The 14,558-nt window shown below is 39.2% G+C and carries 12 protein-coding genes and 1 tRNA gene; 6 read left to right on the top strand and 7 right to left on the bottom strand.

The features are described 5' to 3' along the window. Nucleotides 1-2: 2 nt before the first annotated feature. Complete coding sequence (gene ubiA, locus ACVCDT_RS02855; RefSeq protein ID WP_447131228.1) at nucleotides 3-875, top strand: 4-hydroxybenzoate octaprenyltransferase; 873 nt, start codon at nucleotides 3-5, stop codon at nucleotides 873-875. Nucleotides 876-907: 32 nt separating this feature from the next. Here the strand turns inward: ubiA and ubiK are convergent, their stop codons facing one another. Further along, nucleotides 908-1,156, bottom strand: a complete 249-nt coding sequence (gene ubiK, locus ACVCDT_RS02850) for a ubiquinone biosynthesis accessory factor UbiK (RefSeq protein ID WP_447131227.1) — start codon at nucleotides 1,154-1,156, stop codon at nucleotides 908-910. A 124-nt stretch (nucleotides 1,157-1,280) separates the two neighbouring features. Between ubiK and rep the strand changes: the two genes are divergently transcribed. Beyond that, the gene (gene rep / locus ACVCDT_RS02845) at nucleotides 1,281-3,299 is read left to right on the top strand and encodes a DNA helicase Rep (RefSeq protein ID WP_447131226.1); all 2,019 of its coding nucleotides are present in this window, start codon (nucleotides 1,281-1,283) and stop codon (nucleotides 3,297-3,299) included. Here rep and ACVCDT_RS02840 read toward each other — a convergent pair. Together ACVCDT_RS02840 and ACVCDT_RS02835 are read right to left on the bottom strand one after the other, a co-directional pair. After that, the gene (locus ACVCDT_RS02840; RefSeq protein ID WP_447131225.1) at nucleotides 3,296-5,914 is read right to left on the bottom strand and encodes a bifunctional diguanylate cyclase/phosphodiesterase; all 2,619 of its coding nucleotides are present in this window, start codon (nucleotides 5,912-5,914) and stop codon (nucleotides 3,296-3,298) included. The two genes, rep and ACVCDT_RS02840, sit on opposite strands and share 4 nt — an antisense overlap. A gap of 113 nt (nucleotides 5,915-6,027) precedes the next feature. Beyond that, a complete protein-coding gene (locus tag ACVCDT_RS02835; RefSeq protein ID WP_447131224.1) occupies nucleotides 6,028-6,423 on the bottom strand; it encodes a c-type cytochrome in 396 nt (131 codons plus the stop codon). Nucleotides 6,424-6,652: 229 nt separating this feature from the next. Here ACVCDT_RS02835 and ACVCDT_RS02830 point away from each other — a divergent pair, with 229 nt between their 5' ends. Then, complete coding sequence (locus tag ACVCDT_RS02830; protein ID WP_447131223.1) at nucleotides 6,653-7,783, top strand: PQQ-dependent sugar dehydrogenase; 1,131 nt, start codon at nucleotides 6,653-6,655, stop codon at nucleotides 7,781-7,783. A gap of 52 nt (nucleotides 7,784-7,835) precedes the next feature. On the opposite strand, the gene ACVCDT_RS02825 is transcribed toward ACVCDT_RS02830, so the two are convergent. From ACVCDT_RS02825 to mutY, 4 genes are all read right to left on the bottom strand, one after another. Beyond that, complete coding sequence (locus tag ACVCDT_RS02825; protein ID WP_447131222.1) at nucleotides 7,836-9,977, bottom strand: response regulator; 2,142 nt, start codon at nucleotides 9,975-9,977, stop codon at nucleotides 7,836-7,838. Between the two features lie 312 nt (nucleotides 9,978-10,289). Beyond that, nucleotides 10,290-10,365, bottom strand: a tRNA-Phe gene (locus tag ACVCDT_RS02820). 155 nt (nucleotides 10,366-10,520) lie between these two features. Next, a complete protein-coding gene (locus ACVCDT_RS02815; RefSeq protein WP_447131221.1) occupies nucleotides 10,521-10,793 on the bottom strand; it encodes an oxidative damage protection protein in 273 nt (90 codons plus the stop codon). A 44-nt stretch (nucleotides 10,794-10,837) separates the two neighbouring features. Continuing rightward, entirely contained in the window at nucleotides 10,838-11,896 is a 1,059-nt protein-coding gene (mutY, locus tag ACVCDT_RS02810) for an A/G-specific adenine glycosylase (protein ID WP_447131220.1), read from the bottom strand. Nucleotides 11,897-11,974: 78 nt separating this feature from the next. On the opposite strand from mutY, the gene ACVCDT_RS02805 reads away from it, so the two are divergent. The 3 genes from ACVCDT_RS02805 to ACVCDT_RS02795 all read left to right on the top strand — a co-directional run bounded on the left by ACVCDT_RS02805 (nucleotide 11,975) and on the right by ACVCDT_RS02795 (nucleotide 14,551). Then, on the top strand, nucleotides 11,975-12,694 hold the full coding sequence (locus tag ACVCDT_RS02805; protein WP_447131219.1) for an alpha/beta fold hydrolase: 720 nt from the start codon (nucleotides 11,975-11,977) through the stop codon (nucleotides 12,692-12,694). A 112-nt stretch (nucleotides 12,695-12,806) separates the two neighbouring features. Beyond that, on the top strand, nucleotides 12,807-13,526 hold the full coding sequence (gene trmB / locus ACVCDT_RS02800; RefSeq protein WP_447131218.1) for a tRNA (guanosine(46)-N7)-methyltransferase TrmB: 720 nt from the start codon (nucleotides 12,807-12,809) through the stop codon (nucleotides 13,524-13,526). Beyond that, nucleotides 13,526-14,551 (top strand): methyltransferase, encoded by a 1,026-nt coding sequence (locus ACVCDT_RS02795; RefSeq protein ID WP_447131217.1) that lies wholly within the window; start codon nucleotides 13,526-13,528, stop codon nucleotides 14,549-14,551. The genes trmB and ACVCDT_RS02795 overlap by 1 nt, the downstream gene beginning before the upstream one ends. The last annotated feature ends 7 nt before the right edge of the window (nucleotides 14,552-14,558 follow it).

The following is a 14,558-nucleotide window of genomic DNA, read 5'->3' as shown; positions in this document are numbered from 1 at the left end:
AAATGCCGGTTTTATCTCATTTATCTCGCGCAAAACTCAGAGGCTATTGGCTGCTGATGCGTGCTGATAAGCCTATAGGGATTTATTTGTTGTTATGGCCCTGTGTTTGGGCATTATGGATAGCCAATCAAGGCATACCAAGCTGGCATCTATGCATAGTATTTGGATTAGGGGTTTTTATTATGCGCTCGGCTGGTTGTGTGATAAATGATTATGCTGATCGCAAAGTTGATGGTGCCGTTGCTCGTACTCAAACACGGCCTTTAGTGACGGGCCAAGTGACCGAAAAAGAAGCGCTAGGACTGTTTTTTATATTGATTCTTTGTGCTTTTTTGCTGGTGTTAACCTTAAATTGGCAAACCATAATGTTGTCTCTTGGTGGGGTAATCTTAGCTACTATCTATCCCTTTATGAAACGTTACACCCATTTGCCCCAGGTTGTATTGGGTGCTGCTTTTAGTTGGTCGATTCCCATGGCGTTTGTTGCTTCAGGGCAGCCATTAAGTTGGCATGTTTGGGCCTTATATTTAGCAAATTTGTGTTGGACAGTAGCCTACGATACTCAATATGCCATGGTGGATAAGGCTGACGATCTAAAAGTAGGAATAAAATCTACCGCCATATTATTTGGGCGCTTTGACCGAATGATTATTGTTTTATTGCAATTGGCCTTTGTCTTGGTATTAACATTCATAGCTATAAAATTGCAATTTAGCTGGCCCTATTATCTAGCCTTAGGATTAAACATTATGTTGTTTGCTTATCAGTTTAGGCTACTTATAAATCGCCAACCTAGCCTTTGTTTTAAAGCGTTTTTGCACAATCATTATATTGGCTTAGTTTTTGCGCTAGGTATTTTTGCCCATTATTGGTAAAGGCGCTTAGCGCTTGTCTTAATACTTAGGCTTTATTTAGCTTGGGCTTTTTCTAATTCACTAATTCGAGCTTCTAGCGCGGCTAGCTTTTCGCGGGTACGCATAAGAACTTGATTTTGAATATCAAACTCTTCGCGACTTACAAAATCTAAGCGACTAATTTGAGCTTGTAACACCTGTTTTACTTTTGCTTCTGCGCCTTCTGCCATGGTTTTCATGCCTGGCGGTACGGCTTCAGAGATTTGTTTGGCAATATCTTCTAATTTTTTGGGATCTAACATTTTTTGTCTCTTAGTAAGCTGGCAGTAAAGTGTCTATTTGCACAATAGATTATCAATTTAGTTGGACTCAGTCGTATAATTTCTTACAATCACCGCCCTTTAAATTTAGGTTGTTTAATTTAGCATGAAACTTAATCCAGGTCAGAATGAAGCTGTGAAATTTATTTCTGGCCCCTGCTTAGTTTTAGCAGGAGCAGGCAGTGGTAAAACCCGAGTGATTACCAATAAAATTGCCTACTTGGTACGTGAATGTGACATGCCTGCCAGATACATTGCTGCTGTTACTTTTACTAATAAAGCTGCCCGAGAGATGAAAGAGCGGGTGGCTCAAACCTTAGGTAAAAAAGAGGCTAGAGGGCTAAAAGTCTCGACTTTTCATACGCTTGGATTAAATATAATTAAGTCTGAAGTAAAAGCTTTAGGGCTTAAGCCGGGCTTTTCTTTGTTTGATGACAAAGACAGCATGGCTCTACTAAAAGACCTTACCGAGGTTGAATTGGATGGCGATAAAGAATTACTCGGGCAATTACAAAGCTGTATTTCGAATTGGAAAAACGATTTAATCATGCCAGAACATCTGGCAAAACAGTCTTTGTCGGCAAGTGATAGAGAGTTTGCCGAGTTTTATCAACGCTATCACAATCATTTACGCGCCTATAACGCCCTCGACTTCGATGATCTAATTCTACTGCCTACTCTTTTGCTTAAAAGTTCTGAAGTAGTAAGGCAAAAGTGGCAAAACAAAATACGCTATTTGCTGGTGGATGAATATCAAGATACTAACACCAGTCAATATGAGCTGGTTAGGCTACTAGTTGGAGAGCGTGCACGATTTACCGTGGTAGGTGATGATGATCAGTCTATCTACTCTTGGCGCGGTGCCAGACCACAAAACCTAGTGTTATTGCAAACCGACTTTCCTAAATTACGCGTGATTAAACTTGAGCAAAATTATCGTTCCTCAGAGCGTATTTTGCATTGCGCTAATATTTTAATTCAAAACAACCCTCATATTTACGAAAAGAAGCTGTTTTCGGAATTAGGCTATGGTGAACCATTACAAGTGATCACTGCCAAAAATGAAGAACATGAAGCCGAACGGGTGGTGGCTGAACTTATGGCGCATAAGTTTATGCAAGCCACTGACTTTAAAGATTATGCCATTTTATACCGTGGAAACTTTCAGTCGCGGGTGTTTGAAAAAGTGTTAATGAGTAACCGCATTCCCTATAAAATTAGCGGTGGCATGTCGTTTTTTGGGCGCACTGAAATTAAAGACATCATGGCTTACCTCAGACTCTTAGTTAATCAAGATGACGACAATGCCTTGTTACGTATTATCAATACGCCAACGCGCGGCATAGGCCGAGTCAGTTTAGAGAAACTAGGTAATTTAGCTAATCAGGCGCACTGCTCTATGTTTGAAGCAGCCTTTCATCCACATTTACAAGACGTGATCACGGGCAAGGCTTTGGTATCTATCGAACAATTTAGTCGTTGGATAGTAGAGTTATCAGACCGTGCCGTTAGAGGCGATGGCATAGCAACTATCCGCGAAATGATTAAGTCTATGGGTTATGAAGAGTGGTTATACGAATCAAGCACTAGCCCCAAAGCTGCAGAAATGGCTATGGCGAACATCAGTACCTTGTTTGGTTGGATCAGTGACATGTTAGAGGGGAGTGAACTAGACCCGCCCATGACCCTTCAAGAGGTGGTTAATCGACTGATTTTGCGCGATATGATGGAGAGAGGCGAAGATGCCGAAGAAAGTGATCAAGTGCAATTAATGACCTTACATGCCTCTAAAGGATTAGAGTTTCCTTATGTGTTTATGGTGGGTATGGAAGAAGGTTTGTTGCCGCATCAAAGTTCTATTGATGAAGACAATATTGATGAAGAAAGGCGCTTAGCTTATGTAGGCATTACTCGTGCACAAAAAGTATTGTTTATGACCTTAGTTAAAGAAAGGCGTCAATATGGTGAAGTGATCAACCCAGAGCCGAGTCGATTTTTATATGAATTACCGCAAGATGATTTGGTGTGGGAGCATAAAAAACCAAAAGTCTCTGCCGATGAAAGACAAAAAAAATCTCAGCAGGGCATTGCTAACTTACGTAACTTAATGAATAAAGGTAGTTAGCCTATAGCGGCATTGGGCAGAGAGGTAAGCTCAATTTTAGCTGACCTTTGTAAAAATTTACCTTGACCAAACTCACAACCTGCGTCTACCAACAACTGATATTGCTCTTCAGTTTCAATGCCAGCGGCAATCAACTTAAACTTCAAATGTTCAGAAATGGAAAGCACAGATTGGATCAGCTTTAAGTTTCGTTCTGACTTTGGCAGGGTTTTAACAAAATAATGATCAACTTTTACGTAGTCAAATGGATAAGAATACAAATAACTTAAGGATGCTAAGCCACTGCCAAAGTTGTCTAACACTAAGGTAATACCGGCATTTTTAAGAATTTTAATTGCAGGTAAGAAAAACTGTGAGCGACGATTTAGAGCATTTTCATCAAATTCAATCACTAACTTAGTAGGGTCAACCTTTGCATCAATAATTTGCTCTATTAGTTGCTGAGCCAAAGACGTTTGAGTTAGGTAGTGAATAGATAAATTGATGGCAACTTTTTTATTCTGCTCTAGGGGGCAATTAGTTTTCCAGTATGTAAGGATTTCACAGGCTTTATTCAGCATGTAATTATCCATTTCTACCGTTAAGCCAGCCTGTTCAGCAATTTGCCAATATTGTTCGCGCTTAATCTTACCAATTTTAGCGTGTTCCCAGCGCACAAAACATTCATCATAAATGACTTCTTTGCTACTTAAATTAACCACGGCTTGAGAGAAGTTATCAAAGTCTTTGGTGTTGAGAACGTTTCTAAACTCATTTTCAACTTCCATTTCTTCTAGCAGTTTTTCGCGCATGGTTTTATCAAAAATAATATAACGTCCACGGCCCAATGATTTTGCTTGATACATGGCTGCATCAGCGTCGCGTAATATTTCATCGGCACTTTGGTAGCCACTTTCAATATAGGTAATACCTATACTGGCACCCGAATACATGTCTTTATTTTCAATTTTAAAGGGTTGGGCGATAGAGCTAATAATGCGAGAAGAAATTTCTTCAATATCACTTAAAGACTCAAAATTATCGAACAGTACCACAAATTCGTCGCCGCCTAATCTGGCTAATAAGTCGTGGCCACGGATACAAGAGCTAATGCGTTGAGACACTTCTTTTAAAAAATTATCGCCGGCTAAATGCCCTAAAGAGTCATTGATTTGTTTAAAACGATCTAAATCTATAAAAATTACCGCAAAGTTATTAGCCGGGTATCTTTGTTTATTGGCCAAAGCCAAGGACAATCGACTATTAAACAATACTCTATTAGCCAAGCCGGTAAGAGAGTCGTGCTGGGCATCATGTTCTAATTGCTGTTGTGCTTGCTTACGTTCTTCAATTTGTTTTTGTAAAAACAGATTGGTGCTGTTGAGCTCTTTAGTTTGTTGTTTTACTTCTTTTGCTAGCCTTTGGTTGTAGGCTTTCATGGCATCAGAGGATCGTTTTCGGCCCAATGCAACAGCAATATGATGAGATACATAGCGCAAAAACTCTAAATCTTTAAGGTTATATTGTTTTTCTGTGCCATAACTTTGTACAGCAATTACTCCACTTATTTCACCTTCTATAATAAGCGGTGCACCTATCCAAGAGTTTTGCTTGAGTTTGATGTTCTCTGCCACTTTGGGCGATATTTCATTCTCATCACTTAGTTTCTGTACTCGACTTGCATCTATTAACTCGGCACTACCATGGCGGATAATATATTCTGTCAACCCAAGGTGCATGGGTCTTGGTTCAATTTTAGAATTAACTTGGTCTTTGTAATACGGAAAATTTAGAATTTGCTTAGATTCATCTAACAGCGCTACATAACAGTTAGGTGCACCAATCAAGCGCGATAAAATGTCATGGATGGCACTATAAAAGTCATCCATGTCACCTTCTACTGAAGCAGACAACTCAGAGATTTCAAATAAGGCTTGTTGTAAAGACTCGACCTTTTGTCTTTCGTTAATTTCGTCTTGTAATTCTTCGTTAATTTGCCTTAGTTGTTTGGTTCTTTGGCGAATATTTTTTTCGGTTAATTCTCGACTTTTAACACGATCAACACAATTAACTATGTGTTGCGAAACAAAGAGTAATATTTCTAAATCAGCTTGGCTATAACGCTCAGATTCGTCATAACTTTGAACGACCATGGCACCAATGACTTGATTGCCTCGTTTTAGGGGCACCCCAATCCAATCAACTGGATGAGAACCCAGATCTTTGATTTCAACGCCTTCTAGCTGTTGGTAGTAGTTTTCTTGAGTAAGAAAAAGGTGTTTCCCAGTGCGTAGAATATAGCCCGTAACACTGTTTTTAAGATCTTCTGCTGAAATATTTGTGACTTCTAACTCGTCAAACTCATCAACAAAGTACACAAAGTCTATCAGCTCTTTGTCTTCTTCATAAAAAGCTACAAAGAAATTTCGAGCTTGCATAAAGCCACTGACAATATCATGTAGGGCAGGGTAGAGACTGGAAAGCTCGTTTATTGAACTAGATAATTCAGAAATATCAAAAAGCGATTTCTGAATAGCTTCAGACCGCTTATATTTTTGGGTTATTTGTTGTAGTTGAGGAACTAGTTCGCGCAGTTCTTCTAAAGACAACTCATCTGCGATATTTTCTGACTTCATTAACTATATCGATATTACTTTTAAAAAAGAGCGGCAACAAAATAAACTATTAAGATCAAAAAGACCACCCAAGGCGGTCTACTTTGTGCTAATGCATTGAATTCTAGTTTAATTTATATGCCTTCAATCATATGCTCTATGGCAGCTTTGATTTCGTCGTTTGAACAATCACCACAAGTACCCATAGGAGGCATGCCGCCTATACCATTGATGGCATTTTTCCAAACAGTATCAAAGCCTTTTTCTAAACGAGGCGTCCAATCTGCTGTATCTTTTAATTTAGGTGCATTCATCACCCCAACACTGTGACAGGCAACACAAGCCTTGTTATATACTTCGGCGCCTGATCTAGGGCCTGCAGAGGCAGTGGCGGCTTTAGCGCCAGCTACATGGACTTTACCAATAGGCTGAATACGCGCTTTAATTTCGTCATCGGTCATGTCTTGGGCTTGAACACTTAGACCCATAAACACACTCATACAAATACATAAAAAGGCTTTTACTTTCACAAAATTCTCCAAATCAGGTTTTGTTTTACCTAAAAATACTGAGCTGATTATAACTACTAATGTTTCGTGAACAACTATTAAACAAAATAAATCTAACAATTGTTTTGAATCTCGCAATTTTTAGTAATTTTTAATTTCTAAACAAAGAGTTGGATCTAAGCTCTGATATACTACCAATAAAATTAACCTGTGTTTCAGGGTAAGACCACTGAAAAATTAGGAGTGCAGAATGTTAAAACTTGGAATTCAAAGTGTTTTGTTATGTGTTGGCTTAATTGGACTAACAAATAATGTGGCTGCCAATGCCCAGCAAAAATCTGAAAAAGCCAGTAGCTATATGGCACAATTAGTGACTAAAGGAATTGATATTCCTTGGGGTATGGCATGGTTAGATCCACAGTCAATATTGGTAACAGATCGTAAAGGCGAACTTAGACTAATAAAAAATGGCGTGTTATCTGAAACAAAAATTTCAGGGTTGCCAGAAATTGTTGCCAAAGGCCAAGGTGGATTATTAGATGTGATAGTCGATCCAAACTTTGCACAAAATCAGCTTATTTATTTTTCATATTCTGGCACTGAGGGCGAAGGTGAAGGAGCCAGTATCTCGGTTATGCGGGCAAAATTGTCAGGTTTTAGCCTAGCCGAACAAAAAGTTATATTTGAAGCAAGCCCCAATACTACTAGTGGTCACCATTTTGGTAGTCGTCTAGCCTTTAATACTCAAGGCGAATTATTTATCTCGGTTGGAGATAGGGGCGAGCGAGATGTAAACCCGCAACGTTTAGATCGTGATGCCGGCAAAATTCATCGAATTCATACAGATGGCACTATTCCAAAAGATAATCCTTTTGTTGGCCAAGCTAAGGCAAATGCAAGTATTTATTCTTATGGACACCGCAATCCACAGGGCATGGCGTTACACCCTTTAACTGGAGATATTTGGACCCATGAGCATGGCCCAAGAGGCGGCGATGAAGTTAACATTATTAAAAAGGCCGCTAATTATGGCTGGCCTGTTGTGAGTTATGGGGTTAACTATAGTGGAACTTCATTCACTGATCTTACAGAAAAACCAGGCATGGAGCCGCCAGTATGGTATTGGGTGCCTTCAATTGCCCCCTCTGGTATGACTTTTGTCACTAGTGAAAAATACCCTAATTGGCAGGGAAAATTATTAGTAGGCTCATTAAAGTTTGCTTATCTTGAACTGTTAAAGCTAGATGGTAATAAGGTTACAGACAAAGAAGTAGTGCTAGAGAATATAGGCCGAGTGCGTAATGTAAAACAGGGCTTAGACGGTTACCTATACGTTGCCACCGATGGCGCCGGTATATTTAAATTGGTACCTAATATTTAAACCGATTTTTTTAAATAACTAAGTAAGCTGGTAAATTTACGGGCTTACTTAGTTATTCGTTATGCAAATGCCTTTGTATACAGGCTAGCAAGGTCATTCTATCTATAGGTTTAGCTAAAAAGTCTGTCATGCCCACTTCTGAGCAACGCTCCCTATCTTCCATAAATGCATTAGCTGTAAGTGCAATAATGGGGTTAGCAAATTTCAATTCGTTTCTTAACTTATCTGTGGCAGTCACACCATCCATATTCGGCATTTGCAGATCCATAATAATTAAATCGAACTGCTCTAAAATGCAGGCTTTTAAGGCGATTTCTCCATCTGTGGCAATAGTGACTTGATACCCTGAGCTTTCTAACATCACTTTTACTACTTCAGCATTGATCTCGTTGTCTTCTACAACCAGAATTTTTTTATCATGCACACCTTCGCTTAAGGCTTTAAATTCTTGTTTGCGTCTTTGCAGAAGTTCAGTTAAATGTTGATCAAAATCCTTCCTTTGGACAGGTTTTGTAAGGGTACGCCAAATGAGGCCAGCTAGGGGTTCGGGGCATTCTTGATCTTCTTGCTCAGAAGCCACTACCATAATATGCGGAAAGGGTTTTAATTGACGGCTTTTTAACTCAAGCAGAAATTCAAATTGATTCATCTGTAATAAAGCTTGATCAATAATAATGATTTCAAACTTAGTTATATTGTCAGCCAAAAATTCACTAGATTGACTAAATTGGGTCACGTCAAAACCATTTAATGTGGCTAACCTGTCTAAATAATCTCGGCTAATTTTTAAGTCATCGATAATAGCGCAATGTAAAGTGAGACCTGGCTTAGCACTTTGAGATTGCCTATTGTCTATTTCTATTGGTAAAGAGAATTGAAAACAACTGCCTTTAGTTAACTCACTTTGTACTGTTAGTTGCCCATTTAATAACTCGGCAATTTTTTGTGCTATTGGCAAGCCTAAACCTGCTCCTCCGTATAACCTAGTTTGCTCAGAGTCAGGTTTTTCAAATCTATTAAACAGTGACTTAAGGGTATGCTCGTCTAAACCTATTCCTGTATCTTGCACTTTTATGTTTAGCCAAGTTTGATGATTTTTAACTATCAGGCCAATGCTCAACTCAATTTTTCCACTATGAGTAAACTTAACCGCGTTACTAAGCAAATTATTCATCACCTGGGCGATTCGAGTTGGATCGCTAATAATAAAGTTTGGCAAGTCTGAATCTTGATGATAATCAAATTGTAGGTGTTTTAATCTGCAATTTACCGCCTGCATGGCTGTGACATTTTCAATTAATTGAAATAAATCAAAAGAGGTACGTTCTATAACTAACTGGCCAGACTCTATTTTAGATAAATCCAGCACATCATTAATCAAAACTAACAACTGCTTGCCAGCATTTTTAGCTTTTTTTAAATAACTTTTAGTATTTTTAGGGTTATCAAGGGCAAGTTCGATCATGCCAAACAAGCCATTCATAGGAGTCCTAAGTTCATGGCTCATACTGGCTAAAAATTCAGACTTTAAGTGGCTTGCTTCTAAGGCTTGTTTTTCTGCAATTTGGGCTTTGACAGCATTGTCTTTTAAAGTTTCTATGCTTTGTTTGATTTTTTCCTGCATAGGATTCAATACAAACATAAAGATAAGCATTAATAACAATAAAAACCCTAACCAAACCCACACAGCAATTTTTTCAATATTTTGGGTTTTTAATTTTGCTTCATTTTCAAATACTTGGGCGACTTGTTTGAGTTCAGTAAGCAATGCTGAAGATTGCTGTATAGATAGCTCGGGTGGCAAGCTTTGGCAGTTACTTGCGGTATTTAAGAAATTGGCCGCGTTAGAGGCAAAAACTTTGGTTCTTTGGTCGAGTTTTTGTGGCCCAAAATATAAGTTTTTTACGCTTAAAGGTTGCTCTGGGTAAGCCAGTAGTTCAACTCTATTATGGTGAAGTTGGTTGATATCGGAATTTAAACGTTTAGCAATATCGGTGCTATTAATTGGGCAAGCTGCCAACAAAGCCAGCTGCAAGCTAATGCGTTGTAAAAGAATAGGTTGATGCTCTGCGATAGCAACAATATGGTTATTTTGTTTTAGTTGAGAAAAACCTAATTGAAGCGCTAATAACGAACAAGTAAAAGCCACAGCAATTAAGCTTAAAGCGAAAATAAAACGAATGCGAATTGACATATTGACTACTGGATTCAAATTCAACTTGGTAACTTAACTTAGCCTTATATTTTTTAATCTTAGACCAAAATTTTAGTAAGCAACTGAAAATAGGTAATAAATTGTAATGAGTAGGCAAAAATCTGAAATTCCTATTAACCCTAATGTTTGGCTAGATTTTTGTTGGTTAAAGCCAGCAGTATTATGAGCGGGAGAATCAAGCAAGGAGACTAGGATTTTCATTACGGTTATCCGGCAAGGGCAGAAGATTTTCATTTCAGTTATGCCAGAACCAAAAAAGCCTCGCAATTTCTTGCAAGGCTTTCGGAATAATGGTGCCCAGACTCGGAATCGAACCAAGGACACGAGGATTTTCAATCCTCTGCTCTACCAACTGAGCTATCTGGGCTTCAACTTACAAACTGTTTTTTAACTGCCTGCATCGCTGTGGGTGCGTATTAAACGGATTTAGTGCTTTTAAGTCAACCACTTTTTCGTAGTTTTTTGCAGTTTGCTTACAGATTGAGCTAATTGCGCTTAAAAAGTCGCAAAAATGACCTGATTTTATTTGGTTGGGGGCACATAGCCTTCAATATCAGGCTCTTTTCCTTCAAATAAGTAAGCTTGCATTTGGGCTTCTAAAAATTCTCTAGCACTTGGCTCCATCATATTTAACTTATTTTCGTTAATTAACATGGTTTGTTTTTTTTGCCATTGTGCCCAAGCGTCTTTGCCGATATTTTCGAATATCTTTTTACCTAGTTCTCCTGGATATAATTGAAAGTCTAATCCTTGGGTTTCTTTTTGTTCTCTTAGACAAAATACTGTTCTGCTCATAATGCTCTATTTCATTGAAAGGGCGCGAGTTAATCAGGCCCAAATTAAAACCATGTGTCAATTGTACTAAATAGTTGCTTGGTTGGCGCGGCTAATCCGACTTTTTGTGGTTGGTTTAAGTCGTACCATATATGTTGGTCTTCATTAATTTGCCCTGTGGGTTGGGTTTTTAATGCGAGTACTATGGGTTGAATGTCTAAATGAAAATGACTAAAGGTATGCCTAAAGCTTGGTAATGGGAGAATTTGAAATTCGTTCAGCCCTAAGTTTTGCGCAACATGCTCAATTTCTGTTGTTTTATCTACTTGGTAAAACCCCCACAAACCGCCCCATAACCCTACTGCTGGTCTTTTGTATATAAGGCATTGTTTTTGCCACATAGGGATCAACATAATAGTTGATTTAGTGGGTATGACTTTTTTAGGCTTTTTATGCGGCAATTGCCCTTGTCTACCTTGTACATTGGCCAAACAGTCAGTACTTATTGGGCATAGTTCGCACTGAGGCTTAGTGCGGGTGCAAATGGTTGCACCCATATCCATCATGGCTTGGGTATAGTCAGCGGTATTTGTAGAAGGCGTTAGCCGGTCGGCAAATTGCCATAATTGGGTTTCGACTTTTTTATTGCCGGGCCAGCCTTCTATGGCAAAAAATCGGGCGAGTACCCGTTTTACATTGCCATCTAAAATACTATGTTGTTGTCCACAGGCTAAAGATAAAATTGCGCCTGCAGTGGAACGTCCAATGCCGGGTAAAGCTATAACTTGCTCTAATTGAGTAGGAAAAATTCCTTGATATTGGTCGCGTATGATTTTTGCGGCTTTGTGTAAATTTCGTGCGCGGGCATAATAACCTAGGCCGGTCCAATGATGTAGAACGTCATCTTGAGCAGCGTTGGCTAAGGCTAAAATATCAGGAAACCTATGCATAAATGCTTGATAGTAAGGAATAACAGTTTTGACCTGAGTTTGCTGCAGCATGATCTCAGACACCCAAACAGTGTAAGGGCTTTTGTTTTGTTGCCAAGGTAGGTTTTTTCGACCTTTTAGCTCAAACCAAGCTAAAATTTTATCGCTGAATGTTGGGTTTACTGTGTTGCTCACTAGGTCTGGCTCTGTTGTTTTTGTAAGAATTGCCAGATAATACCTTAACATCAAGACAACTGCTTAATTGAGATCGGTTTGACCAAACACCCAATTACCCCCTTATCTATTACCCAAGCAGCAGTGTTTGTGCCTGGTACTTTGTGCGACGAAAGAATATTTAATCCGTGTTGGCAACACCTTGAGATTGCTAACAGGGCTTTTGTGCCTCTGCAATGGGCTGAAACGCTGGAGCAGATGGTAATGTTGTGTGCCGACCGACTGGACTATTTCGACCAAGCTGTCCATCTCATTGGCTACTCTATGGGGGGCTATATAGCGGCTTTAGCTGCGATACAACATCCAGACAAAATAGCCTCTTTGACTTTGATAGGTAGTAGTTGTGATGTTTTGCCTGATACTGAGCTGCAACAACGTAAGCAGTTAATTAAATCAATTAATAAACAAAATTTTACTGCTATGCCAGACACAAGCTTAAAGCAGTATTTTCATGCTAGCCAACAAGGTAATAAAGAGTTAATGCAGTTACTAAAAAGCATGCAGCAAGATTTAGGGGCGGGTGTTTTAGTTGCACAAATGACTGCCACTGCAACGCGTAAAAACTTAACAGGAAAACTAGCTAAATGTCCTTTTCCTATTCATCTTATTGCCGGTGAACAAGATAGTTTAGTAGATGAAAAAACCTTGCGACTAGCCCTGCCTAAAAGTGATTTACACTTAGTTAAAAACGCCGGTCACATGTTGCCCATAGAGCAGCCTTTGTCTTTGGCGAGGTTTTTAGCAGAAAAAATTGGCTAAACTTCCCAATCTACCTTGCATTCAAGCTGTGTCGCTGGATAATGCGCCAGCATAACCACTGGTTAAAAAATATAAAAGCCAGTACAAAGTTTTATCAAAATGAGATCCCAATATGAGTCAGTTTAAATCTGAACAAGAAGCCGCCGCATCAGGTGTATACATTCGCAAAATCCAAAGCTTTGTTAAAAGAGAAGGACGCCTAACTGCTGGTCAAGCTAAGTCCATAGAACAACATTGGCCGACTATGGGGTTAGAACATAAAGATGGGTTAGTAGACTTAACTCAGGTGTTTGGACGTTCTGCGCCTGTGGTGTTGGAAATTGGCTTTGGAATGGGTAAGTCTTTAGTAGAAATGGCTAAAAATGAAGCCGATAAAAATTTTATAGGCATTGAAGTGCATCGTCCTGGAGTGGGATCATGTTTAAGTGAAGCCGCTGAGCAAGATGTAACTAACTTGCGCATTTACGAGCACGATGCCGTTGAAGTCTTTGCTGATTGTATTGCCGATAACAGCTTAGCTAGAGTGCAACTGTTTTTCCCCGACCCTTGGCATAAAAAACGTCATCATAAACGTCGCATAGTACAACCAGAGTTTGTGCAAAAATTAAGAAGCAAACTCGCCATAGGCGGTGTGTTTCATATGGCGACTGATTGGGAAAACTACGCAGAACATATGTTAGAGGTTATGACCCAAGCCGAAGGTTTTAAAAACTTGTCTGCAACTCAAGATTATGTGCCTAGACCAGAACAACGCCCATTAACTAAATTTGAACAACGAGGCCATAGATTAGGTCATGGTGTGTGGGATTTAATGTTTGAGCGAGTCGCCTAATGTTATCCGCGCCTAGTCAATTATTAATGCGTAGTGAGGCTAACTTCACCACAGGAAAATGGTTATTGGTAAACCCTACTGATAGCCAAATTGCCAACCAATTAGGCAATCCGCAGATTAAGGTATTTCATCAATATTTTGATATTTACCAACAAAGTTGTGCTGCTGGCAACCAAGCCCAGCATCAATTTAGTGCCGCTTATACCACCGATGAACCTTTTGATGGCGCTATTATTTACCTGCCAAAATCAAAAGAACAAGCCAAAATGCTAATTGCTAATGTGGCAGCCTGTATTAAATCTGAGGGCCAATTATTATTGGTAGGTGAAAATAAAGGCGGCATTAAAAGCGCAGCCAAGTTACTGGAAACCGTCAGCACTCAGGTTAATAAAGTCGATTCAGCTAGGCACTGTGCGTTATTTGCAGCGCAAATAAATAAGCCAGTTAAAGCCTTTAATTTAGATGACTGGCAAACAGACATAGCGCTATCAGTCGCAGGGGTTGAGTATACAGTTTGTTCGCTTCCTGGCGTGTTTAATCATGGCTCGCTTGATTTAGGTACCCAGTTGTTACTTGAAAATTTACCAGAAATTAAAGCGGGCAGATTATTAGATTTTGGTTGTGGAGCTGGCGTTATAGGTTGTTTTCTGGCCTTACAAAGCCCTAAAAGTGAAGTGTTAATGACAGATGTTAGTGCTTTGGCTGTACATTGTTCTGAGCAAAGTGCTAAGCGTAACGGAGTTGCAGTGAAGGTAGTGCCCTCGAATGGCTTAGCTGAGCTTAAAGGGAAGTTTTCTGCTATTTATACCAACCCACCTTTTCATACTGGCATTCAAACAGATTATTCGGTGACCGAAAACTTTATTCACCAGCTTAAGCAATTTTTAATAAAAAATGGCGCTTTGTTCTTAGTCGCGAATAAATTTTTGCGTTACTCTGAATTGCTTGAGCAAAAATTTAGTGGTGTTTCATTGTTAGCACAAACTACTAAATTCAGTTTATATCAGTGTGAACGCATGAAATAAGAGGAAT

This window comes from Paraglaciecola aestuariivivens (assembly GCF_052983255.1).
This window is presented reverse-complemented; position numbering and strand designations above follow the sequence as displayed.